This window comes from Flagellimonas spongiicola, assembly GCF_023502425.1.
In the GTDB taxonomy this organism is placed as follows: Bacteria; Bacteroidota; Bacteroidia; order Flavobacteriales; family Flavobacteriaceae; genus Flagellimonas; species Flagellimonas spongiicola.
Genome location: NZ_JAMFMA010000001.1, coordinates 616,537 through 640,868, shown reverse-complemented (window position 1 = coordinate 640,868; position 24,332 = coordinate 616,537). Strand labels below are relative to the sequence as shown.

The 24,332-nt window shown below is 39.8% G+C and carries 17 protein-coding genes; 13 read left to right on the top strand and 4 right to left on the bottom strand.

From position 1 onward, the window contains the following. Positions 1-11 precede the first annotated feature (11 nt). The 5 genes from M3P19_RS03030 to M3P19_RS03010 are packed head-to-tail and all read left to right on the top strand — an operon-like array spanning position 12 to position 6,395. Positions 12-2,417, top strand: a complete 2,406-nt coding sequence (locus tag M3P19_RS03030) for a 3-hydroxyacyl-CoA dehydrogenase/enoyl-CoA hydratase family protein (protein ID WP_249656142.1) — start codon at positions 12-14, stop codon at positions 2,415-2,417. A gap of 5 nt (positions 2,418-2,422) precedes the next feature. Continuing rightward, on the top strand, positions 2,423-2,959 hold the full coding sequence (locus M3P19_RS03025) for a hypothetical protein (protein WP_249656141.1): 537 nt from the start codon (positions 2,423-2,425) through the stop codon (positions 2,957-2,959). A gap of 3 nt (positions 2,960-2,962) precedes the next feature. Next, the gene (locus M3P19_RS03020; RefSeq protein ID WP_249656140.1) at positions 2,963-4,153 is read left to right on the top strand and encodes an acetyl-CoA C-acyltransferase; all 1,191 of its coding nucleotides are present in this window, start codon (positions 2,963-2,965) and stop codon (positions 4,151-4,153) included. Positions 4,154-4,185: 32 nt separating this feature from the next. Next, entirely contained in the window at positions 4,186-4,551 is a 366-nt protein-coding gene (locus M3P19_RS03015; protein WP_249656139.1) for a four helix bundle protein, read from the top strand. 32 nt (positions 4,552-4,583) lie between these two features. Further along, positions 4,584-6,395 carry an acyl-CoA dehydrogenase family protein gene (locus M3P19_RS03010; RefSeq protein WP_249656138.1) on the top strand — a complete coding sequence of 604 codons (1,812 nt, stop codon included), beginning with the start codon at positions 4,584-4,586 and terminating at the stop codon, positions 6,393-6,395. 58 nt (positions 6,396-6,453) lie between these two features. Here the strand turns inward: M3P19_RS03010 and M3P19_RS03005 are convergent, their stop codons facing one another. Beyond that, entirely contained in the window at positions 6,454-7,662 is a 1,209-nt protein-coding gene (locus M3P19_RS03005; RefSeq protein WP_249656137.1) for a PorT family protein, read from the bottom strand. A gap of 97 nt (positions 7,663-7,759) precedes the next feature. On the opposite strand from M3P19_RS03005, the gene M3P19_RS03000 reads away from it, so the two are divergent. Continuing rightward, positions 7,760-9,202 (top strand): pyridoxal phosphate-dependent decarboxylase family protein, encoded by a 1,443-nt coding sequence (locus M3P19_RS03000; protein WP_249656136.1) that lies wholly within the window; start codon positions 7,760-7,762, stop codon positions 9,200-9,202. On the opposite strand, the gene M3P19_RS02995 is transcribed toward M3P19_RS03000, so the two are convergent. Continuing rightward, positions 9,195-10,994, bottom strand: a complete 1,800-nt coding sequence (locus M3P19_RS02995; RefSeq protein ID WP_249656135.1) for a glycoside hydrolase family 15 protein — start codon at positions 10,992-10,994, stop codon at positions 9,195-9,197. The two genes, M3P19_RS03000 and M3P19_RS02995, sit on opposite strands and share 8 nt — an antisense overlap. A gap of 101 nt (positions 10,995-11,095) precedes the next feature. Between M3P19_RS02995 and M3P19_RS02990 the strand changes: the two genes are divergently transcribed. The 6 genes from M3P19_RS02990 to M3P19_RS02965 all read left to right on the top strand — a co-directional run bounded on the left by M3P19_RS02990 (position 11,096) and on the right by M3P19_RS02965 (position 19,005). After that, positions 11,096-13,306 (top strand): bifunctional alpha,alpha-trehalose-phosphate synthase (UDP-forming)/trehalose-phosphatase, encoded by a 2,211-nt coding sequence (locus M3P19_RS02990; protein ID WP_249656134.1) that lies wholly within the window; start codon positions 11,096-11,098, stop codon positions 13,304-13,306. Next, a complete protein-coding gene (locus M3P19_RS02985) occupies positions 13,303-14,829 on the top strand; it encodes a nuclear transport factor 2 family protein (protein WP_249656133.1) in 1,527 nt (508 codons plus the stop codon). Before M3P19_RS02990 ends, M3P19_RS02985 begins: the two co-directional genes overlap by 4 nt. Before the next feature lie 123 nt (positions 14,830-14,952). Further along, positions 14,953-15,456 (top strand): VOC family protein, encoded by a 504-nt coding sequence (locus M3P19_RS02980; protein ID WP_249656132.1) that lies wholly within the window; start codon positions 14,953-14,955, stop codon positions 15,454-15,456. A 9-nt stretch (positions 15,457-15,465) separates the two neighbouring features. Next, positions 15,466-16,800, top strand: coding sequence for a M28 family peptidase (locus M3P19_RS02975; protein WP_249656131.1), 1,335 nt, complete (start codon positions 15,466-15,468; stop codon positions 16,798-16,800). Between the two features lie 15 nt (positions 16,801-16,815). Further along, a complete protein-coding gene (locus tag M3P19_RS02970; RefSeq protein WP_249656130.1) occupies positions 16,816-18,429 on the top strand; it encodes a M1 family metallopeptidase in 1,614 nt (537 codons plus the stop codon). Next, entirely contained in the window at positions 18,430-19,005 is a 576-nt protein-coding gene (locus M3P19_RS02965; protein ID WP_249656129.1) for a YdeI/OmpD-associated family protein, read from the top strand. A 5-nt stretch (positions 19,006-19,010) separates the two neighbouring features. On the opposite strand, the gene M3P19_RS02960 is transcribed toward M3P19_RS02965, so the two are convergent. Further along, on the bottom strand, positions 19,011-20,264 hold the full coding sequence (locus M3P19_RS02960) for an MFS transporter (RefSeq protein ID WP_249656128.1): 1,254 nt from the start codon (positions 20,262-20,264) through the stop codon (positions 19,011-19,013). 62 nt (positions 20,265-20,326) lie between these two features. Continuing rightward, positions 20,327-20,800, bottom strand: a complete 474-nt coding sequence (locus M3P19_RS02955; protein WP_249656127.1) for a hypothetical protein — start codon at positions 20,798-20,800, stop codon at positions 20,327-20,329. Between the two features lie 226 nt (positions 20,801-21,026). Here M3P19_RS02955 and M3P19_RS02950 point away from each other — a divergent pair, with 226 nt between their 5' ends. Next, on the top strand, positions 21,027-24,320 hold the full coding sequence (locus tag M3P19_RS02950) for an amidohydrolase family protein (RefSeq protein ID WP_249656126.1): 3,294 nt from the start codon (positions 21,027-21,029) through the stop codon (positions 24,318-24,320). Positions 24,321-24,332: the final 12 nt, after the last annotated feature.

Here is a 24,332-nt window from a genome sequence, read left to right as displayed (position 1 = left end):
ACAATCCATTAATGAAAAGGCATATCAATAAAGTTGCTGTTATCGGTTCAGGAATCATGGGTAGCGGCATTGCTTGTCACTTTGCCAATATTGGAGTCGAAGTCCTTTTATTGGACATTGTTCCAAGAGAATTGAATGAAAAGGAAAAATCCAAGGGGCTCAGCTTGGAAGATAAGATAGTTCGTAACCGTCTTGTAAATGACTCCCTAGCAGGTGCCTTAAAATCCAAACCCTCCCCTATTTACCATAAAAAATTCGCTTCCCGAATAACCACTGGGAATTTGGAAGATGATATTGCCAAAGTTGGTGATGTAGATTGGATTATAGAGGTTGTAGTTGAGCGTTTGGACATCAAGAAACAGGTTTTCGAGAATCTTGAAAAACATCGTACACCAGGTACCTTGATCACATCCAACACTTCAGGTATTCCAATTAAATTCATGAATGAAGGAAGAAGTGAAGATTTCCAAAAACACTTCTGTGGCACACACTTCTTTAACCCTGCTAGATACCTAAAACTTTTCGAAATCATTCCTGGCCCAAACACTTCACAAGAAGTATTGGACTTCCTAAACGGATATGGTGAGAAATTCCTAGGAAAAACTTCCGTAGTTGCAAAAGATACACCAGCGTTTATTGGAAACCGTATTGGGATTTTCAGTATTCAAAGTCTTTTTCATGCGGTGAAGGATTTAGGAATGACAGTAGAAGAAGTAGACAAGTTGACCGGCCCAGTTATCGGAAGGCCAAAATCAGCCACCTTCAGAACAGTGGATGTCGTTGGCTTGGATACCTTGGTTCATGTTGCAAATGGAATTCATGAAAATTGCAAGGAAGATGAACGATTGGAACTCTTTCAATTACCAGACTTCATCAAGACCATGGTTGACAATAAATGGCTTGGAAGTAAAACAGGGCAAGGTTTCTATAAAAAAATTAAAGGTGACAACGGTAAAAGTGAAATTCTCACTTTGGACTTGGACACCATGGACTACAGGTCAAAAAAGAGTGCAAAATTCGCTACACTCGAATTGACCAAAACCATTGACAAGGTTGTTGATAGATTTTCTGTATTAACCAATGGGAAAGACAAAGCTGGCGAGTTTTACCGAAAGAGTTTTGGTGCACTTTTTGCCTATGTATCACATCGAATCCCAGAGGTTACGGACGAGTTATACAAGATTGATGATGCCATGAAGGCCGGTTTTGGCTGGGAACATGGTCCATTTCAAATCTGGGACGCCGTTGGATTGGAGAAAGGTTTGGAATTTATTAAAGCTGAAGGTCTTGAACCTGCAGCTTGGGTAACCGAAATGCAAAAGGTAGGAAATACAGCCTTCTATGCAGTCAAAGACGGTGCCACCTATTTTTACGATATCCCTTCAAAGGAAATGACCAAAGTTCCTGGTCAAGATGCCTTTATTATTTTGGACAACATCCGAAAAACCAATGAAGTATTCAAAAATAGCGGTGTTGTAATAGAAGATTTAGGTGACGGAATTCTAAATGTTGAATTCCAATCTAAAATGAATACCATAGGGGGTGATGTTCTCGCAGGCCTTAATAAAGCCGTAGATCTTGCCGAGAAAGATTTCCAAGGACTAGTTGTTGGAAATCAAGGTGCCAACTTTTCAGTAGGTGCTAATATTGGAATGATTTTCATGATGGCGGTGGAACAAGAGTATGATGAACTGAACATGGCAATCAAATATTTCCAAGACACAATGATGCGAATGCGTTATTCGTCAATACCAACAATTTCTGCACCTCATGGCATGTGTTTGGGTGGAGGTTGTGAATTGTCCATGCATGCAGATAAAGTGGTCGCAGCAGCAGAAACTTACATCGGTCTGGTAGAGTTTGGTGTAGGCGTTATTCCAGGCGGTGGTGGCTCTAAGGAGATGGCCCTGCGTGCTTCAGATACCTTCCGCAAAAATGATGTGGAATTGAATGTGCTGCAAGAATACTTCTTGACCATCGGTATGGCCAAGGTTTCCACATCGGCCTATGAGGCATTTGACTTGGGTATCCTCCAAAAAAGTAAAGATGTAGTGGTGGTCAACAAAGACCGACAAATAGCAACAGCCAAGGCACATGCCAAGTTGATGGCGGAGGCAGGATACACCAAACCAGTTAAGAGAAAGGATGTAAAGGTTCTCGGAAAGCAAGCACTCGGAATGTTCTTAGTAGGAACCGATTCAATGGAAGCAGGCCACTATATCTCTGAACATGATAAGAAAATGGCAAATAAATTGGCCTATGTAATGGCTGGTGGCGATTTGTCAGAAGCCAGTTATGTAACAGAGCAATACCTATTGGATATTGAAAGAGAGGCTTTTCTATCATTATGTACTGAAAGAAAGACCTTGGAGCGTATTCAGCATATGTTGAAAACTGGAAAACCGTTGCGTAATTAAGGAATATGTCAAGTACCAGAGCTGATCGTCTTCAGAGTATTGGAACACTTATGGCATTAGTTATTAGTATTATCGCCATGGTTACCTCTATTTATGAAGCAGGGATTATGAAATCCCAGCAGAAATCGATGGTATGGCCCTATTTAAGTTTAACGCAACAGTCAAACAATGCGCATTTTGGGATTCAAATTACAAATAAGGGCACTGGTCCAGCAATAGTAACTTCTGTCCAAGTGGAATACAAGGGTAAAACGATGAACGATATAGATGAACTCATGAGTTCCTTAAATCCAGAAAGGACCTTTGGTTACGATATTTTGACCAACAGTACCATTGGCAATTACGTATTTACCGCTGGTGAGTCAATGATGCTATTTGGACTTCCTTACAATGACCAAACTCGCATTGTAAAACATAATATCCCAAATATCAGAATCCGTATCGGTTATAAGTCCGTGTTGGACGAGTACTGGTATTACGACTCTAAGTATGACAAACATTATAAAGAAGAATTTAAGGCTAAAACAGAATTTAAAAATTAAGAAATGAAAACAGCCTATATCGTAAAAGCATATAGAACAGCAGTGGGTAAAGCACCTAGGGGACTCTTCCGATTCAAAAGACCTGATGAATTGGCAGCAGAAACCATTGAACACATGATGAAAGAGCTACCCAATCTAGATAAAAAACGTATTGATGATGTTATCGTTGGTAACGCCATGCCAGAAGCCGAACAAGGATTGAATATGGCTCGATTAATTTCCCTAATGGGACTTAATATTGACGATGTCCCTGGTGTAACCGTAAACCGTTACTGTGCGTCTGGGTTGGAAACCATCGGTATTGCAACGGCAAAAATCCAGTCAGGTATGGCCGATTGTATCATAGCAGGCGGCTCCGAAAGCATGAGCTATATTCCCATGGGAGGGTATAAACCCACTCCGGATTATGCCACTGCCAAAGAAGGAAATGAAGATTACTATTGGGGTATGGGACTTACTGCGGAAGCAGTAGCCCAACAATTCAAAGTCTCCCGTGAAGATCAAGATGTGTTTGCCTACAATTCGCATATGAAAGCTTTGAAAGCACAAGAGGAAAATAGATTCCAGGATCAAATAGTCCCTATTGAAGTGGAACACACCTTTATCAATGATGCGGGTAAAAAAGAAACCAAATCATATACAGTAAACAAAGATGAGGGACCAAGAAAAGGCACCAACATCCCTACATTAAACAAATTGAAACCTGTATTCGCAGCTGGTGGAAGCGTTACTGCCGGAAATTCATCTCAAATGAGTGATGGCGCTGCCTTTGTAATGGTGATGAGTGAGGACATGGTTAAAGAATTGAATTTGGAACCCATCGCCCGATTGGTAAATTATGCCGCTGCCGGAGTAGAGCCCAGAATCATGGGTATAGGCCCAGTCAAAGCCATACCAAAAGCGTTGAAACAAGCAGGTTTAAAACAAGAGGATGTAGGTTTGATTGAACTCAATGAAGCCTTTGCATCCCAGTCACTTGCAGTAATCCGAGAACTCGGATTAAACCAAGAAATAGTAAATGTTAACGGCGGAGCCATAGCCCTAGGACATCCATTAGGATGCACAGGTGCAAAGTTGTCCGTTCAACTTTTTGATGAAATGCGCAAGCGTGAAATGAAAGGTAAATACGGTATGGTAACCATGTGTGTTGGCACAGGACAAGGTGCCGCAGGTATTTATGAGTTCCTTAATTAGAGGCAAGACGATTAGAGAAAGGAAACAAGAGAATGAAACGGCATAATTTCAGGAAGCTAAAAATTTGGGAAGAAGGAATGAACATTGTTGAAGAAACATACAGGTTCATCAACAACTTCCCTGATTTTGAAAAATACAATTTAGCTTCACAACTAATGAGATGTGCTATTTCAATTCCAAGTAATATAGCAGAAGGTACCAATAAATCCTCAAAAAAACATCTAAATACTTACTTGGAAACGAGTTTAGGGTCAAGTTTTGAATGGGAAACTCAACTGACCATAGCGTATAGAAGAAACTATATTGAGAGAAAACAATTTCTCCAACTATCAAAAAAAATTGAACAATTACAAAAAATGATTTCAGGCTTCCAAAATGGACTTTCCCTTAAGTCTTAGTTCTTGGTTCTTGAATCTTAATTCTTACTAGCATGAGCACAGAAACTATAAATAAAGATATCCTAAGAGGTGGACAGTTTTTGGTCAAAGAAACCAAATGTGAAGACATTTTCACCTTAGAAGATTTAAATGAAGAACAGAAAATGATGCGTGAAAGCACCAAAGAATTCGTTGATCGAGAGCTTTGGGCACATTGGGAACGTTTTGAACAAAAAGACTACGCCTATACGGAAGAAACCATGCGAAAGGCTGGTGAATTGGGATTGTTGAGCATTGCCGTACCTGAAGCTTATGGCGGTATGGGTATGGGATTTGTTTCAACTATGCTTGTTTGCGACTACATTTCAGGTGCCACGGGATCGTTTAGTACTGCTTTTGGTGCGCATACCGGTATTGGAACTATGCCAATAACCCTATATGGAACGGATGAACAAAAACAAAAATACGTTCCTAAACTCGCTTCTGGCGAATGGTTTGGTGCCTACTGTCTAACGGAACCTGGCGCTGGCTCAGATGCCAACTCAGGAAAAACAAAGGCGGTTTTATCCAAAGATGGCAAGCATTATAATATTACTGGACAAAAGATGTGGATTTCCAATGCTGGTTTCTGCAATCTGTTCATTGTATTCGCAAGAATTGAGGATGACAAAAACATTACAGGTTTCATAGTTGATAATGATCCAGATAATGGTATCACATTGGGTGATGAAGAAAAGAAGTTGGGTATCCATTCTTCCTCCACGCGTCAGGTTTTCTTTAATGAAACCAAAGTACCCGTGGAAAATATGCTTTCCGAAAGAGGCAATGGATTTAAAATAGCTATGAACGCCCTAAACGTTGGGCGGATCAAGTTGGCTGCCGCTTGTTTAGAAGCACAACGTAGAGTGACCACGGAAGCTGTGAAATACGCCAATGAGCGAATCCAATTCAAGACGCCTATCATGAATTTTGGTGCCATTAAAGCCAAAGTAGCAGATATGGCAACCAATGCATATGCTGACGAATCTGCATGTTATAGAGCTGCAAAAAATATTGAAGACCGAATTGCGATTCGTGAATCAGAAGGAAACTCACATCAAGAAGCTGAGTTGAAAGGTGTGGAAGAGTATGCAATTGAATGTTCCATTTTGAAAGTAGCTGTTTCAGAACACGTACAGCACACGACAGATGAAGGCATCCAAATTTTTGGTGGCATGGGCTTTAGTGCTGATACACCGATGGAATCAGCTTGGAGAGATGCAAGGATTTCCAGAATCTATGAAGGCACCAATGAAATCAATAGGATGTTGGCTGTTGGGATGTTGGTCAAAAAAGCGATGCGTGGCCATGTAGATTTGTTAGGGCCCGCAACAGCGGTTGGCGAAGAACTTATGGGCATCCCTTCTTTTGACACTCCAGATTTTTCAGAATTGTTCGCTGAGGAAAAAGACTTGGTGGCCCGTTTGAAAAAAGTATTCCTTATGGTTGCCGGTAGTGCAGTTCAAAAATTTGGTCCTGCATTAGAGGAGCATCAAATGTTATTGATGTCAGCGGCAGATATCTTGATTCAAATCTATTTGGCTGAATCCACGATTCTACGAACAGAGAAAAATGCTAAACGCTTTGGTGAAGAAGCACAAGAAGCGCAAATTGCTATGAGCAAGCTTTATTTGTATCGCGCAGTGGACATCATTAATCAAAAAGGAAAAGAAGCCATTGTTTCTTTTGCAGAAGGCGATGAACAGCGCATGATGCTGATGGGATTAAAACGTTTTACGAAATATACAAATCAACCCAATGTCGTGGCGCTACGTACCTTAGTTGCGGATAAAGTAGCTGCGGATAACGGGTATACCTTTGACTAATTCAAATAATGCTGAAACAAAGCTCTATTTGAAAACCGCCTCGATTGAGGCGGTTTTTTTATAGCCTATAACTCAACGTCAAAGCTAACCTAGATAATTCATCAGATCTATAAAGTTTAAGTAGACTCTGGTCTAGATAATAATTGAGTTTAATTGCCAAATGTTGGTTGTAACTGTATCCTAATCCGAACGTTCCACTAAAATTGAATTCCAACATATTGAATTCATCGTTTTCAAAAAATTGATTTTGTATAAATTCATCTATTCTGGAATCGAAATCTTTATCGAAAGTAACACCAGCTTCAAAGAATATGCTATTTTTATTATTCAAAAACACATAGTGTCTCCCCCCTAAAACAGTGCCAAGTCGATTCAGTTTCATTGAATAACTTACGAAATTGGAACTAGGCGAAGTAATATCACTGTAATAGCTACTGTAATCAATTGATAAGAAAATACCCCATTTATTGTTGTTAAAAGGTAATATACCTTCCAACTCTACTCCAAACTTGGGTACGGTCTTTTCCCCAAAATCCAAAGTTCTGAAATTACGCTCGAAAGTAAATCCATATTGTTGAATTCCGCCGTAAACCTTGAAATTGGTTTTGACCTTTTTCCGAACAATTACTTTGGATTCGTCCAACCCTTCTGGATTAACGCATTTATTATATTCTCTAAAGTAGGATATCAAAGATTTACTGGTGTACGCTACTTTTTGAATATCCTGATTACCACCGCATATCAATTCCTTAGAGAGTTGTCTTTTGTAAATGTTGTTCTCACGAACTTTATAATCTTCCGTGGTAACATATTTCTTGTAATTCAGTACGATGAGTTCCGAATCACCTGATTGATATAAATAAAACTCCTGATTATTGCCCCGATACTCATACAATGAAGCAGTACCCTGTAAAATTTGCTTTACAAAAACTGTATTTTTAGTCATTATGGGTACAGGCTCAATATCGGATTTACTTGGTTTTCTAAATGAATTTGGGAATTCTGTAGTCACTGCTATAAATCTAACTTCTTCCTCCACACCAAACTCTCTTACCGTTTCATAATCAAAGGTTTCAGTACTACCGGATTTCGATAGTTTATAGCTTACCTTTTCAGGACTATCACTCCATCTTGAATTCTTTATTAGGCAGTTTATTCTTTCACCTTTAACATTTACAAAATATCCAGGCTCAAATTGAGTCTGACCATAAAAATTAGTTGTTAAAATCAATATAAAAAGTAAAGAGAGTAGAAATTTAATTTTCATTTTTGAGGTTTTCGGATTGAAGCTGCAATAATGCAATTAAACAACGAGATTTCCTACAGAATATTGAAGCTTTACTCCATCATTCTACCTTTATGCAATGAACAAAACATGGCCTTCTTCTGTTTACGATTCGGAAAATTTTAGAAATCAAGGACAGCAACTAATTGAGTTAATGACCAAACACCTTTCGGATGCTATCCAAGGGGAACAAAAAACCATTAATTGGAATCTTCCGGAAGACGAACTCGCCTTTTGGAAAGAATATTTGAAAAATGGTAACCAAGAAGACTTTTTCAAGGAAATCATTAAACGGACCACCCATGTCCACAATCCAAAATGTACCGGTCATCAAGTAGCTGCTCCTGCTCCTATTACTGCCTTAACAGGTTTGGTTTCTTCTATTTTCAATAATGGCATGGCCGTTTACGAAATGGGCATGTCGCCTAACGCTATGGAGCGTATAGTGTGCGATATTTTGGGGAATCGTCTTGGATACACTGAAGCTTCCAGAGGAATACTCACTTCAGGAGGGACTTTAGCCAACTTAACGGCGCTATTGGCTGCAAGAAAAGTAAAGGTAGAACATGATGTGTGGAAGGAAGGTCACACAAAACCTTTGGCGATCATGGTAAGCGAAGAGGCACATTATTGTGTTGATCGGGCTGCCAAAATTATGGGACTCGGTGATGCCGGAATTATCAAAATCCCTGTAACCAATGATTTTACCATGGACATTTCCCAATTGGAAAATCATTATCAAGAGGCCAAATCCAAAGGAATCCATGTATTTGCTATTGTAGGTAGTGCTCCAGCAACAGCCACCGGTATTTACGATGATTTGGAAGCTATTGGCGATTTTGCCAAGAAATACAACCTATGGTTTCATGTAGATGGAGCGCACGGTGGTGCCGCAATATTTTCCAAAAAATATCGCCATTTGTTAGACGGAACAGCCCAATCAGATTCTGTGGTTATTGACGGTCACAAAATGCTAATGATGCCAACCATAACAACGGCTTTGCTTTTTAAAGACGGGGAACATTCATACACTACCTTTTCCCAAAAAGCTGACTATTTACTAATTGATACCGATGAGGAGGATTGGTATAATAGTGGCAAGCGCACTTTTGAATGTACTAAAACCATGATGTGCATGCATTGGTTCATTCTATTAAAAATATATGGTGAAGAAGTATTTGACCAAAATGTTACCGATCTCTATGACAAAGCTCGTGATTTTGCCAATTTGATCCATAAAGATGAACGGTTTGAACTGGCCGTGGAACCCATGTCAAACATACTTTGCTTTCGATATGTGGAAGATGGATTAAACCTAGAAGAGATTAACATTTTAAATCAGAAAATTAGACAGCGGTTATTGGAAGAAGGAGAATACTACTTTGTGCAAACTAAGTTAAACGGAATGCATTACCTCCGAACCACCCTAATGAATCCTTTTACCACCATGGAACATCTCTCCTATTTAATGGAAAAAATAAAAATAGAAGCTAAAAACGTATTGAAATCACAAGCTAGCTAATAGATTCCAATATTTTTTCTTCTCTTTTCTTTCTTGAGAAATTGATGGCACATTCTATCAAGGCCAAATGTGAATAGGCTTGTGGGAAGTTACCCAATAAGCGCTTTGTTTTAAAGTCGATATCCTCACTGAACAAACCTAGATGGTTACTATAACTCAATAAACGTTCAAAATGGGCCAAGGCTTTTTCCTCTTCTCCTATCTTGAACAGACTATTGATAAACCAAAAGGTACAAATAGTGAAAGAAGATGACGGTAATCCAAAATCGTCTTCGTTTTTGTAACGATATAACAAACCATCGTTGCTTAAATCTTCCTCTATAGCCCTAACAGTACTTACAAATTTTGGGTCCTTGGCGTGGATGAATCCATAGGATTCCATTAATAATACCGAAGCATCCAAGTGATTGGAACCATAAGATTGAACAAAGGCATTTACCTCATCATTCCAGGCATGTGCATGGATATCCTCCTTGATTTCTTGTTCCAAGGCTGTCCATTTTTCGATTTTTCGATGCTTTCCAAACATTCGTGCAACTTTAATGGCACGATCTAGAGCAACCCAACACAGCACTTTGGAGAACGTAAAATGACGATCTTCCCCTCTAAATTCCCAAATTCCTTTGTCCGGTTCACGCCAGTGCTTGCTAACAATCCACACAATTCCTTTGGTGATGCTCCACAATTCCTCTCCATTTTCCAAGTCATTGCTGAACTTTGCCAATTGCTCATAGATAACATCCATTAGGATGCCATAAATATCGTTTTGCTTTTGTTTGTAAGCAGCATTTCCGGTCCTAACCGGTTTGGATCCTTTGTAGCCGTCCAAATGCTCCAAAGTTTTTTCCGTTAACGTCTTTTCTTTATTGATACCATACATGATTTGGAGTTTTTCATCCTTATCGGGCATCAAATCAATAATAAACTGTAAATATCTTTTTGCCGAATTCTTATGACCTAATTCGGAAACTACTTTGATTACCATAGAAGCATCCCTAATCCAACAAAAACGGTAATCCCAATTCCGAACTTCACCAATGGTTTCCGGAAGTGAGGTCGTAGCAGCGGCCAATACAGCTCCAGTCTTGTCATACGTGAGCATTTTTAACGTAATGGCGCTACGCATTATTTCGTCATTGAACTGCTTGTACGTAGGAGTTCTGTCCACCCAATCCAACCAGTAGATTTTGGTACGCTCAAGCTCCAATGACATCTTTTCAGTAGAAGGTTTTAGTATTTTTTCGTTGTAGCAGATCAGAAAGTATCCATCCTCCTTTAATACAATTTCATCGCCAGAAACCACGCTGTTTTTATTGAATGAAGTGTACATGAAAAGCGTGTCAAATTTTTGCTTGTTGGTCAAGCTGACAATAAAATTGGCTTTTACATGATTTGTGGTTTGACCTTGGGCATATTCCAATTTAGGGTCGTATTTAACACTAAATCGCGGTGCTCCAGATACGTATTTTACATACCGGACTATCTCTGGGGGCGCATTGTACTTGCCATTCAATTTGTAATACCTTGGCATGAAATCATGAACCTCAAAGGTATTTTCACCATCCGAATAACGGGTAACCAAAATGGCCGTATTCTTAAAATATTGTTGGTGGATTTCATAATTGTACTTGACCTTGATTTCAAAGCTTCCACCTTTCTTTTCATCCAAAAGCTTTGCAAAGACCGAAGTAGAGTCAAATTGGGGCAAACAACACCAATCCAATGAACCGGTATCTGAAATTAATGCGGCACTTCTGCAGTTACCAATTATTCCGTAATTTAGGTTATCCATAGTAGGGAATCAATTTTTCTGTTGGTTGTTGTTTGGCTTTACCTTCTATTAAATCGAAAAAATAGGAATTTTATTACATTTTAGTCCTAAAATCACTTTTCATGAGTAAAACTATAATTATTTCCAATAGACTACCAGTCCAATTACAAATTAGTGATGGCGGCCTTACCGCAATTCCCAGTGTTGGTGGTTTGGCCACAGGTATGAAATCAGTTCATAGTGGTGGGGAAAGCTTATGGATAGGCTGGTCTGGCCTAACTGATGAAGATACCCCAGAATCCCTTGAAAGTGAAATAGATAGAGCCTTGTCAGAACATGGTTGCGCCAAAGTAAAATTAACAGCAAAAGATGTGGATGGGTTTTATTTTGGGTTTAGTAATAGGACCATTTGGCCGTTATTCCATTATTTCTTGGAATACACTGAGTTTGAACTCGATTTTTGGAATGTGTACAAGAGTGTCAATCAAAAGTTTGCTGATGCCATTATTGCACATTCCGATGAGAATGACACTATTTGGGTACACGATTACCAATTGATGTTGGTTCCTCAGATGGTTCGCGAAAAACGTCCCAATACCTCCATTGGTTTCTTTTTGCATATTCCTTTCCCTTCGTATGAGATTTTTCGAACAATGCCCTGGCGTGAAGAAGTATTGACAGGCTTGCTGGGCTCCGATTTAATAGGATTCCATACCTATGATTACGAAAGACATTTCCTCAGTTCGGTGCGCAGATTGTTGGGCTTGGATGTGAGTTTTAATGATGTGTATTTGGACCATCGTGTAATCAAGGTGGATTCGTTTCCAATGGGTATTGATTATAAAAAGTTCAAGGATGCGGCATTAGAACATAATAAGAACAAAGAAGATCAACGATCGGATCTTCAGATAAAACTTGATAATCATAAGGCTTCGGCCCCAGATACGAAGTTGATTTTATCCATTGATCGTTTGGATTATAGTAAGGGAATTGCCAAACGAATCAATGCGTTTGAGTACTTCCTAAACAAATACCCTGAATACAAGGAAAAAGTACGATTGATCATATTGGCGGTTCCGTCAAGGTCCAATGTGCCGCAATATCAGCTGCTCAAACGCGAAATTGACGAGTTGGTAGGTCGAATAAATGGAGAGTTGTCCACCGTTAACTGGACGCCCATCTGGTATTTTTACCGGTCGCTTCCTTTTGAAAATTTGATAGATCTCTATACATCAAGTGATATTGCATGGTTAACACCGCTTCGTGACGGTATGAACCTTGTTGCCAAAGAATATATCGCAACAAGAATAGATAAAACCGGAGTGCTTATTTTAAGTGAAATGGCTGGTTCAGCCTATGAAATGAATGAAGCCTTACTTATCAACCCAAATAATTTTGAGCAACAGGCGGATACGCTTAAACGAGCCATTACCATGCCGAAGGAAGAACAAATGGCCCGAAATATGTTCCTCCAAAATCGATTAGAACGCTATAATGTGGAAGTATGGGCCAATGAATTCATGAATTCGTTAAATCGAAAAAGCGAAGGAGATGAAACTTTTGTCTCCCAAAAAATGACGAATGCTCTGTTGAACAAAATCAGCAAAACCTACGCATCTGCCAATAAACGGTTGTTGTTCTTGGATTATGACGGCACATTAACTGGATTTCACAAAGACCCCCAAAAGGCGATACCGGATGCCGAGTTATACAATTTATTGGATAAACTCCACAATGATGAAAACACCACACTGTTTTTAATCAGCGGTAGGGACAAGCAAACGTTCACCAAATGGTTTCTAGACAAAAAATACAATATGATCGTAGAGCATGGCGTATGGATTTCAACAGGCGGTGAACCCTTCAAAATGTTGGAAAATGTGAAAGGTGAATGGATGGAAAAAATCAAACCTGTCTTGGAATCATTTGTAGACCGAACCCCTGGCTCATTTATTGAAGAAAAAAATTATTCCATGGCCTGGCACTATAGAAATACCGACCCTGATTTTGGTGAAAAACGTGCCACAGAATTGAATACAGTGCTGACCAGTCTCATTGGTAATGATGGCATCAGTGTATTGAATGGCAACAAGGTGATGGAAGTTAAAAGCAGTAATGTGAACAAAGGAAGGGCGTCTGTGCGCATTTTGGGCGAAGATGACTATGATTTTGTTTTTGCAATCGGAGACGATTGGACCGATGAATATATGTTTCAAGAACTGCCAGAAACGGCAGTTACCGTAAAAGTTGGTCTTAAAAAAACCCAAGCCAAGTATTTTGTGGAAAATACCAAACGGGTACGTGAATTACTTCAAACCCTCACAGAAGCATGAACCACCTTATAATCCCCATCTTATTCCTTGTTTCTACTTCACATCTTTCTGCGCAGGCAAACACAGAAGTATACTTGTTTGATTTGACAATGGATGCTGGAATGCCGCTACTTTCCAATCCCAAAAACATTTCAAATAATCATGGGTATGACAATCAACCCTCTTTTTTGGATGATAATACGGTATTGTTTGCCTCCACCCGTTCCGAACAGACCGATATTAAACGCTTTAACATAGCTGGAGGCAGCACTTCTGATTGGATCAGTAACACACCAACAGGTAGCGAGTATTCCCCATTGAAGATACCAGGTAAGAATTCCATTTCTTCCATTCGGTTAGATTTAGATGGACTGCAATTACTGTACGAATACAACATCCCAACCGGTGATTCAAAACCCATACTACCCGAAGCGAAAGTTGGCTACCATGTATGGCATAATGAAGCTATGCTTGTCACCTCTGTACTTGTTGAAAATAGAATGGATATGGTACTTTTTGATTTAGCCGAAAATACATCGCAGGTACTGGAAAAAAACGTTGGCCGTTCCTTTCATAAGATACCGGGAACGGATCTTATAAGTTTCATTGCCAAATCAGAAGAAAAATGGCAAATCAAATCGCTTAATCCTGACACCAAAGAAATCAGTTTGATTGCGGATACCTTGTTTCAAAGTGAAGATATCTGCTGGTTAAACACAAATACTATTTTAACCGGAATTGGAAAGACCATTTATAAATTCAATACGGGAAACGGAAATACGTGGGAAAAAGTAGTTGAATTTGAGTTGGACGAAATCAATGCTATTAGCAGAATTGCAGTTAATCCCAGTGGCAATCGATTAGCATTCGTAGCGGAAGTCTCCCCTATCCAAATTATTGATAGACAAGTAAAAACCTTTAATAGTAGGGATTTGTTTGGATTCGTCTCTTGTTATTCGCCGAATGTTATTGTGGAGCGATTTCCAAATGAACCCATGTACATAGGTCGCGATAAAATGACCGAAAACTACGATCGGTTTTATCAGAACACCAAAGATGCCAAGGTAGAAGTAGTGAATAGAATTCGATTGGGCAATACGGTTATTGACGAGGAAATCAGTATGGTAGATGGCAGAAAAGGACATCAGGTTGCTATTTATGAAGTTGAGAATGGATTTATCGCATCCATGCGTTTTATTTTTCCTGAACGGGAGACGGTGGATTCAGAATCAATTGTCCAAACCCAACTGGACGCTTACAATTCAGGTAATCTCGATGCATTTATGGCCACGTATACCGATAACATAAAACTTTTCAATTTCCCAAATGACCTAAGAGAGGACAATCGCAACAAAATGGAGGAATCCTACGGGACTTTCTTTAAAAACAATCCAGATTTACACTGCGAATTGAAAAATAGAATTGTCATTGGTAACAAGGTCATAGATGAAGAATATGTTACGTTCAAGGATTCCATCATTAGGGCAGTGGCCATTTACGAAGTGGAAAATGGCAAAATTGCCAAAGTAACATTCATTAGATAATCATTATTCCTTACTGCTTTCCTAGCTGTCGTATCGTACCTTGAGAAACATTCATCTTAATATCAATTGTAGAACCTTGGCTTTTTTGCTACTTTCACGAAATCCTCTTTAAAAAAACCACTCATGAAAAAATTCATTTCCCTTTTGTTACTAGTAGGAATGGCGCAATCTACCTTGATGGCCCAGTCCGAATTCTCAAATCCCTCCATATCAATTGGATTGGTAGCTTCTGATTTTGATACTTCGTATAAATTCTACACAGAAATTATTGGGATGAAGGAAGTTGGTGGATTCAGCGTACCAGAAGTCCTAAGTGAAAAAATTGGACTTGCTGGCGGAGTTGCCTTCGATGTTAAGGTCCTTAAATTGATGGAAGATGATAATGCCACAGAGTTTAAACTGCTATCCTTTAAAAAACCCAAAAACCCAGCTGAAAGCAATATTACCGATAGAAACGGTATGCGCTATGTGACCATATTCTATAGCAATTTGGATGGAGTTATCCAACGACTCAAAGCCAACAACATTCCTTTTCTAAGTGACGAACCTACGCATATACCTGATGGTAGACGTTTTGTCTTAGTCCAAGATCCAGATGGTGTGTTTGTAGAATTGATTGGCAAATAAATACAAGAAATGAAGCATTTTCTTTTTCTGCTTGGTGCTTTATGTAGTACCGCAACATTGGTTGGCCAAACGGATACTCAACTTTATGATATTATAAATAATATCTCAGCAAAACGGATTCAAAATGATGTCACCACCCTTGCCAATTTTGGGACACGACATACACTAAGCGACACAATTTCAGAAACAAGAGGCATTGGTGCCGCAAGAAGATGGATAAAGTCGGAATTTGACAAAATAGCCTCAGAGTGTAATAACTGTCTGGAAGTTTTCTATCAAAAAGATTTGGTTAAAAAGGGTGAAAATTCGCGGATTACCAAAGATGTAATGGTGGTCAATGTCGCAGCGATTCAACGAGGAACCAAATACCCCAATCGTTTTATAATCATGAGCGGGGATATTGATTCCAGAGTGAGTGACCCAAATGATTACACTTCAGATGCCCCAGGTGCCAATGACAATGCTACTGGAATGGCAGGTGCCATGGAAGCTGCCCGGGTCTTGTCCAAATACCAGTTTGAAAACAGCATCGTTTACCTGGGATTATCGGGGGAAGAACAAGGACTTTTTGGTGGCAAAGGATTTGCGGCATACACGAAAGAACATAACTGGGAGATTATTGGGGTTATGAACAATGACATGATCGGCAACATAACCGGTGTAGATGGTGTAGTCAGCAATAGGGATTTTAGGATATTCTCTGAACCAGTACCTCCCACTGAAACTGAAGAGCAAAGGAGAGCAAGACGGTTTTATGGTGGCGAGGTCGATGGAATATCAAGGCAGTTGGCAAGATATATCCATAAAACCACCAAAACCTATATGCCCGAAATGAATCCAATAATGGTATACCGGCTTGATCGTTTTGGTCGGGGTGGCCATCACCGACCATTCAATGATGCTGGCTATGCCGGTATTCGTATAATGGAAGCACACGAAAATTACACCCAGCAACATCAAGACATAAGAACAGAAAATGGCATTGCGTATGGTGATGTCTTGGAACACGTGGACTTTGAGTATGTCAAAAAGCTTACCGCCGTCAATGCTATTAACTTAGCGGCAATGGCTTGGGCACCTCCGGCTCCAAAAACGGTTGAAATTGGCGGGATAGTTGAGCCTTCAGCAAAACTAAAATGGAGCAAGGTTGAAGGTGCTACAGGGTATAAAATTTATTGGAGAGCTACCACCTCGCCTACCTGGGACCATTATACATATGTGGGTAACAAAACAGAATTCACATTGGATGGTATTGTAATTGATAACTTCTTTTTTGGTGTAGCCGCAATTGGAGCCAACGGACATGAAAGTCCAGTGGTATTCCCAAATGCGGTTTTCAGATAATTTTTACTATTGAACATGAAACAACTCTTATTTCTTCTTACCGTGCTTTGTTGCACATGGTCATCAACTGGACAAATGTTCACACAACTGGATACTTTGAGGGGCAGTATTACCCCTGAACGCTCTTGGTGGGACCTTAGTTATTACGATTTGAATATCCAAGTAGAACCAGAAGCTGAAACCATTGCTGGTTACAACGTGGTCAGGTATAAAGTATTACAAGAAGCGGATGTTATTCAAATTGATTTACAGAAACCGTTGAAAATTGATGCCGTTACCCAAGATGGAAAATCTTTGGAGTTTAACTCAATTGGTCCTGCACACTTCATCAAGCTTCAAAAAAAGCAAGTTCCTGGAGCATTCAATGAATTGAAGGTGGAATACTCTGGTAAACCCAAAAAGGCGATACGCGCCCCTTGGGATGGCGGTTTTTCATGGGATCAAGACGAAAACGGGAATCCATTTGCAGCAACTTCTTGCCAAGGACTTGGTGCAAGTGTATGGTGGCCCAATAAAGACCATATGTATGATGAAGTTGACAGCATGCGAATCAGCGTGGATGTTCCCAAAAAATTGATGAATGTCTCTAACGGTAGATTGATATCGACTGAGGATAAAGGCGAATTCAAAAACTATACTTGGTTCGTATCAAACCCCATCAACAACTATTGTGTAAATGTGAATATTGGGGATTACGTGCATTTTGGCGAAACTTTTGACGGTGAAAATGGGGCATTGGATGTGGATTATTATGTGCTTCGTGACAACTTGGAAACGGCCAAAGAACAATTCAAACAGACCCCGATGATGCTTAAGGCTTTTGAACACTGGTTTGGCCCCTACCCTTTTTATGAAGATAGTTTCAAACTGGTTGAAGTCCCCTATTTAGGCATGGAACATCAAAGTTCAGTGACCTATGGCAATAAATATTTGAATGGATATCTAGGAAGAGATCTTTCAGGCTCTGGATGGGGGTTGAAGTTTGATTTCATCATCATACATGAAGGTGGACATGAATGGTTTGCGAACAACATAACCTACAAGGACATTGCCGATATGTGGATCCATGAAGCCTTTACAGCCTATTCTGAAAATCTCTATTTGGATTATCATTTTGGAGCCAAGGCAAGTTCAGAATATGTGATTGGGACAAGAAATAACATCCTAAACGACAAGCCCATTATTGGTCCTTACGACGTTAATCAGCGAGGTTCAGGTGATATGTATTACAAGGGAGCGAATATGTTGCATACCTTACGCCAACTCATTGAGGATGATGCATTATGGCGTGAAATCCTTAGAGGTTTGAACAAAGAGTTTTACCATCAAACTGTGACCACAAAGCAGATTGAGGATTATATCAGTCAACAGTCCAAAAAAGACCTAAGTGCATTCTTCAATCAATATTTGCGCACCACGATGATTCCGAAATTTGAGTTTAAAAGAGATGGGGATAAAATCAGTTATAGGTATGTGGATATTGTTGAGGAATTTGATATGCCCATTCGCGTTTTTGTAGACCAGAAAGAAGTTTGGTTGTACCCAAATAAAGAATGGAAAACCGAAACATTGGCAGGTACCTCCCTTGAATTTGACAATAACTTTTACATCCATACCCAACAATTGTAAGTGAAAGACATCCAGGAACACTATTTTAAAACTGACTTGGAATGGCGGAATTGGTTGGATTCAAACCATTCCAATTCCAAAGGCATTTATGTGATTCTTTACAAAGTGAATCATGAAATGCAAAGCATGCGTTGGGAGGAAGCGGTAAGGGTTGCCTTATGCTATGGTTGGATAGATAGTACGGTTAAAAGCCTAGGGGATGGAAAACGAAGACAATATTTCTGTCCTAGAAAACCAAAAAGTACCTGGAGTAAGGTGAATAAAGACCATATTGTAGACTTGACCGCAAAAAACCTGATGCATTCCAGTGGGCAAGCCTTGATTGATGCCGCCAAAGAGGATGGTACTTGGACGTTGTTGGACGATGTAGAAAATGGAGTGGTACCACCAGATCTTCAAAAGGTGTTCAACCGGAACAAGCGTGCATTCCAGAATTTTCAAAATTTCACCAGAAGCCAGCGTAAAAGCTATCTCTACTGGCTCCATCAAGCCAAAAGAGAAGAAACCAGACAAAAGAGAATAACCGAAATCTTAGCTAACTGTAAAAAGAATATCAAATCAAGGGATTCTTGGTGAATCATTTATGATTTTCCGTAAAGGCGATGATAAATCATCGAAGCAATTCCGCCAACAAAGGCAAAAGCGGTCAACATCCAAAAAACATTTTGATGACCTAATTCTTCCCCCTTATGGGCATCCAATAGCATACCAAAGGCAGGGCTGGCAAAGATATCAGGAGTATATCCAACAAGAGAAATCAAACCCACTGCAGTACCCGTAAGCACCAAGGGTATTTGTCCCTTCTGCATCACCCCAAAATACAAGGCTCTTGCGGCATAAACACCAGTCGCCACTATTATAACAGACAAGAAGAACAATACCGTAGTATCCGGCCCAATAACTCCTGAACCAAATAATATTCCCCCTAGGATACAGGCGCAAAAACTAAAGAAAAGCCACAAGGTAATTTTAAAACGATCTACCAACAACCCAACCAATATTCCAACAGTGGGTCTCAAAAATTGAAAGAGGGTGCCCACCTTGGCCGCGTCAACCTCATTGTACAACATTACTTCGTTGGCGTATTGAGAAACCACATCCGTAATCTTATAACCCACATAAGCACAAAGTATAATGATCATTAGTAACCAAACAGAAGGGATTTTCAATACTTGAGCAATCTCTTTCTTTGAAATTCGCTCAGCTTGTATTTTACGTTCATCCATTCCCGAGTCCATGAAGCGCCAGACCAATAATCCAATCACCGTAATGATAGCACAAGCTGTATACACTACATATTTAAATGCATTTTGACGCTCAATTAAGGTACTGCTATCCACATCAGTTCCTAGAAAAAACGAAAAAATCAAAACGCCTAAAAGTCCAAAGAGAGCCCCGGTCAATCCACGACCGCCATCCAAAAAGCCAAAAGCCTTACCTTGAGAAGCCAGTCCACCCCAAACTCGAGTTGCCTTGATCATAGGTGCCCAGAACAAAAAGATGGTAGTAAAACCCCAATAACCGTAAAGTAATTTTAATTGATTTAAACCCGGATATGTTGCGAACCATATTCCTCCAAGTGCAGTCATCCATAATGCAATTGCAATGAGTTTTTTTGGTTGGTATTTATCAGCTAATGGCCCGCCTAATGGATAAGATAACATTGCCACAATTCCATAAGGGGCTATTGATAAGCCCCAATCAAAATTACTTATCTCAAATACAGCTAATACCGTTGACCTGAAAATCCTAGGAAGTACAAAAGGGAGAATAAAAACGGCCTCACCAGCCAATATCAGCAAAACAAGATAATACCAAGGGGCTTTGTTCTTCATTGCCCTAAATATAGCTTAAAAAATATAGCCGGTTATGCCTAAAGTTTTGTTCTAAGTATGCCCTAAGGTTGTTGATTCTGCCTTACTTGTCTTTCCCAATTGGAGATATCGCCTTCAATCATAAGGGTTTTGTTTTCTTTTAAAGCAGCGGAAACTCCACCTAAAGCGGAACCAAGCATAGCCCCAACTATGGCCATGGCGGCACTATTTTCACCCTGAGAAAGCCAAAGACCATCATCTGTTGTAATTCCAAAAACACCACCAACAGTAGCGCCAAAAAGTGCACCGATTCCAATGTGATGCCCCCCAGACCTTTTAAGTTTGATTTTACTTATGTTATTGAATGGAACTTCAGTTGATTTCTTATTTTGTTGCAAGACCAAGCCATTTTCAGACCACGAAACAATGACACCTTTAGCTATTTTATTGCCTTGCATATCAAACACACGTACGAACAAGTTTTGAGTATCAATCGTTTCTTGACCATGAATGGTAAAACTTGAAATCAAAACGCAAATGAGGATCAATCTTTTCATTGTAGTTTGAGTTAGAATTGGTGAAAATCAGTACTGTAAATAGGGGGAAGACCTTTAAATATGGTAATTTTCAACTTAACTTCCTAAAAATCAATGACATTTCAATGTTTTCAATCTTCTAATTCGTCTATTTTCGCCTAAAAACAACTCGGTTTTTTTCCTTAACAAGCCTTTAAGAAATCCCCTTGCCTATTTTGGTATCTTTAACTGACTAATTGAACCGAAAATGAAATACCATTACCTCGTATTGTTGCTGTTGGCATCAATTACCTTCCACGCCCAAGAAAAAGACCAAAAAAAAGAAGATGACAAATGGGATGTCTCCAATCCTCCTGGCGACTTTAACTATACTTCCCATAAATTTTCCACAGACGAAGGTACATGGATGAATCTGGATGTAAGCCCTGATGGCACACAAATTGTCTTCGACCTTATGGGGGATATTTACACTATGCCTGTTTCAGGGGGGAAAGCTAAGGTTTTACGAACTGGAATCCCTTTCGAAATTCAACCACGATTCAGTCCTGATGGCAACAAAATCTCCTTTACCAGCGATGCTGGCGGAGGCGATAATATCTGGGTGATGAATAATGATGGCTCGGACGCTAAACAAGTTACCAAAGAGACATTTAGACTATTGAATAATTCGTATTGGATGCCTAATGGGGACTATTTGGTTGCACGTAAACATTATACTTCACAAAGGTCTCTAGGAGCTGGAGAAATTTGGCAATATCACATCACTGGAGGAAGCGGTTTGCAATTGACCAAGCGGAAAAATGACCAACAAGATGTAAACGAGCCTTGTGTTTCCAATGATGGCAGGTATTTGTATTACAGTGAAGACGTCTACCCAGGCGGTTTTTTTCAGTACAACAAGGATCCCAACAAGCAAATCTATGTGATCAAAAGATATGATTTTGAAACTGGTAAAACGGAAACTATTACGGGTGGTCCTGGAGGCGCTGCTAGACCCCAAGTCAGTCCCAATGGCAATTTATTGGCCTTTATCAAACGGGTGAGAACCAAAACAGTTTTGTTTTTACATGACCTAACAACGGGGGAAGAATGGCCGCTATTGGACAATCTGAATAAAGATCAACAAGAAGCATGGGCAATATTTGGTGTCTACCCCAATTTTGATTGGATGCCAAATGGAAAAGAAATCGTGTTTTGGAATAAAGGTAAAATCCATAAAATAAATATTGATACCCAGCAAGTAACAAACATTCCGTTCACTGTTGACGCTGATATTAAAATTGCAGAAACCCTACGAGTGGATTCTCCTGTTGCCCCGGAACAATTTACAGCAAAAGTAATTCGACAAGCGGTGACCTCACCTGATCAAAAAACTTTGGTTTTCAATGCACTTGGGCATCTTTGGTCGAAGAAACTACCCAATGGGAAGCCAAAACGACTTACAACTGCTTCTGATTACGAATTTGAGCCCGCTTTTTCTCCAGATGGGAAAAACATTGTCTATGTTACTTGGAACGATGAACAATTAGGGTCCATATTCAAAATTTCCGCCAATGGAGGCATGCCTGTTCAACTAAGCAAAGAAAAGGGTATTTACAGAACGCCTGCTTTCAGTCAAGATGGAAAGAAGATAACCTATAGAAAAGAACCTGGAAACAACGACCAAGGGCGAAGTTTCGCAAAAAACACAGGTATTTATACTATGGATTCAAATGGATCCAATGTAAAACGCGTAGCTGATGAAGGAGAATATCCCATGTTCACAAAGGATGGAAAACGAATTTTCTATCAAACAGGTGGCACCTATTTTGGAAGTCTAACAAAACAGCTCAAATCCGTAGACCTAAATGGTATGGATAAGAAAATCCATGTAAAATCAAAATATGCCAATAGATTGGTCCCGAGTCCAAACAATGAATGGATTGCATTTACGCATCTGCACAAAGCATATATTGCCCCTTTGATACTTAATGGGAAAGAAATTGATTTGGACAAAAACACCAAGTATGTTCCTGTGTCACAAATTTCAAAAGATGCCGGTATCAATTTGCATTGGTCTAATGATAGTCAAAAAATCTTCTGGACTTTAGGGGATGAATATTTTGCCAATGAGGTCAAAGACAAGTATACCTACTTACCAGGATCTCCTGAGAAGGCGGCCAAGATTGATAGTGTAGGAACAAAAATCGGACTGGTTTCCAAAACCCATAAACCTTCGGGACGAATTGCATTTACCAATGCCAGGATCATAACTATGGAAGGCGATGAGATCATTGAAAATGGCACAATCGTAGTCAACGAAAACCGTATTGAATATCTTGGCAATTCTAATGAGATCAATGTACCATCAAACGCCAAGGTATATGATGTTTCCGGAAAGACCATTATGCCCGGGATAGTGGATGCCCATGCACATATTGGTGGATTTCGATATGGTTTAACAACGCAAAAACATTGGCAACTCTACGCAAATCTTGCATTCGGTGTAACAACCTCTCATGATCCGTCAGCCAATACGGAATCGATTTTCGCCATGTCGGAATTAATAAAGAGCGGTGAAATGGTGGGGCCAAGAGTCTACTCAACCGGAATCATTTTATATGGTGCCGACGGAGATTTTAAAGCGGTAATCAATAAGCTCGAGGATGCGCGTTCTGCTATTCGAAGAACAAAGGCTTTTGGTGCGAAATCCGTTAAAAGTTACAATCAACCGAGACGTGATCAACGGCAGCAAGTCATGCAAGCTGCACGCGAATTAGGTATCAACGTGGTTCCCGAGGGAGGTTCTACCTTCTATCACAATATGACCATGATTATGGATGGACATACAGGAGTGGAGCACAATATTCCTGTAGCACCAGTTTATAAAGATGTTGTGGAGTTATGGAAAACAAGTAAATCTGGGTATACCCCAACATTGGTCGTTAATTACGGCGGAATGAATGGGGAGTATTGGTTTTATCAAAAGGATAAAATCTGGGAAAACGAGCGTCTTTTGAATTTTACGCCAAGAGGTTTGGTTGATGCGCGATCTCGTTATCGTACCATGATTCCCGATGAAGAATATGAAAATGGACACATCTTGGTTTCGAAAACGGCGACAGCCTTAAACAATGAAGGTGTAAAACTCAATTTAGGGGCTCATGGACAATTGCAAGGACTGGGTGCACATTGGGAGTTGTGGTTGCTGCATCAAGGCGGATTGACCAATTTACAGGCATTACAAGTGGCCACAATAAACGGTGCAAATTATATTGGCGCTGGTGCGGATATCGGTTCATTAAAAGTGGGCAAACTGGCGGACTTAATAGTCCTGGATAAAAATCCACTAGAAGATATACGAAACACGGAGACCGTGAAATACACCATGGTGAATGGACGCTTGTTTGATGCGGCCACAATGAATGAAATTGGAAACACAGAACAGGAACGAACCCAATTCTGGTGGGAAAACAATAAATACAACGCAGCCTTTCCATGGCATGAGACAGCACAGAGTTTCATGAGACCAGGATGCGGATGTCACATTGGGCATAACTAATCCATTTTTGAC

Excerpts from the sequence above, each read along its gene's own strand:
- M3P19_RS02955 (WP_249656127.1), bottom strand. The coding sequence starts at position 20,800 with ATGAAAAGATTGATCCTCATTTGCGTTTTGATTTCAAGTTTTACCATT.
- M3P19_RS03010 (WP_249656138.1), top strand. The coding sequence starts at position 4,584 with ATGAGCACAGAAACTATAAATAAAGATATCCTAAGAGGTGGACAGTTT.
- M3P19_RS03015 (WP_249656139.1), top strand. The coding sequence starts at position 4,186 with ATGAAACGGCATAATTTCAGGAAGCTAAAAATTTGGGAAGAAGGAATG.
- M3P19_RS02990 (WP_249656134.1), top strand. The coding sequence starts at position 11,096 with ATGAGTAAAACTATAATTATTTCCAATAGACTACCAGTCCAATTACAA.
- M3P19_RS02950 (WP_249656126.1), top strand. The coding sequence starts at position 21,027 with ATGAAATACCATTACCTCGTATTGTTGCTGTTGGCATCAATTACCTTC.
- M3P19_RS02960 (WP_249656128.1), bottom strand. The coding sequence starts at position 20,264 with ATGAAGAACAAAGCCCCTTGGTATTATCTTGTTTTGCTGATATTGGCT.
- M3P19_RS03000 (WP_249656136.1), top strand. The coding sequence starts at position 7,760 with ATGAACAAAACATGGCCTTCTTCTGTTTACGATTCGGAAAATTTTAGA.
- M3P19_RS02995 (WP_249656135.1), bottom strand. The coding sequence starts at position 10,994 with ATGGATAACCTAAATTACGGAATAATTGGTAACTGCAGAAGTGCCGCA.
- M3P19_RS02980 (WP_249656132.1), top strand. The coding sequence starts at position 14,953 with ATGAAAAAATTCATTTCCCTTTTGTTACTAGTAGGAATGGCGCAATCT.
- M3P19_RS03020 (WP_249656140.1), top strand. The coding sequence starts at position 2,963 with ATGAAAACAGCCTATATCGTAAAAGCATATAGAACAGCAGTGGGTAAA.
- M3P19_RS03005 (WP_249656137.1), bottom strand. The coding sequence starts at position 7,662 with ATGAAAATTAAATTTCTACTCTCTTTACTTTTTATATTGATTTTAACA.
- M3P19_RS02970 (WP_249656130.1), top strand. The coding sequence starts at position 16,816 with ATGAAACAACTCTTATTTCTTCTTACCGTGCTTTGTTGCACATGGTCA.
- M3P19_RS02985 (WP_249656133.1), top strand. The coding sequence starts at position 13,303 with ATGAACCACCTTATAATCCCCATCTTATTCCTTGTTTCTACTTCACAT.
- M3P19_RS03030 (WP_249656142.1), top strand. The coding sequence starts at position 12 with ATGAAAAGGCATATCAATAAAGTTGCTGTTATCGGTTCAGGAATCATG.
- M3P19_RS03025 (WP_249656141.1), top strand. The coding sequence starts at position 2,423 with ATGTCAAGTACCAGAGCTGATCGTCTTCAGAGTATTGGAACACTTATG.
- M3P19_RS02975 (WP_249656131.1), top strand. The coding sequence starts at position 15,466 with ATGAAGCATTTTCTTTTTCTGCTTGGTGCTTTATGTAGTACCGCAACA.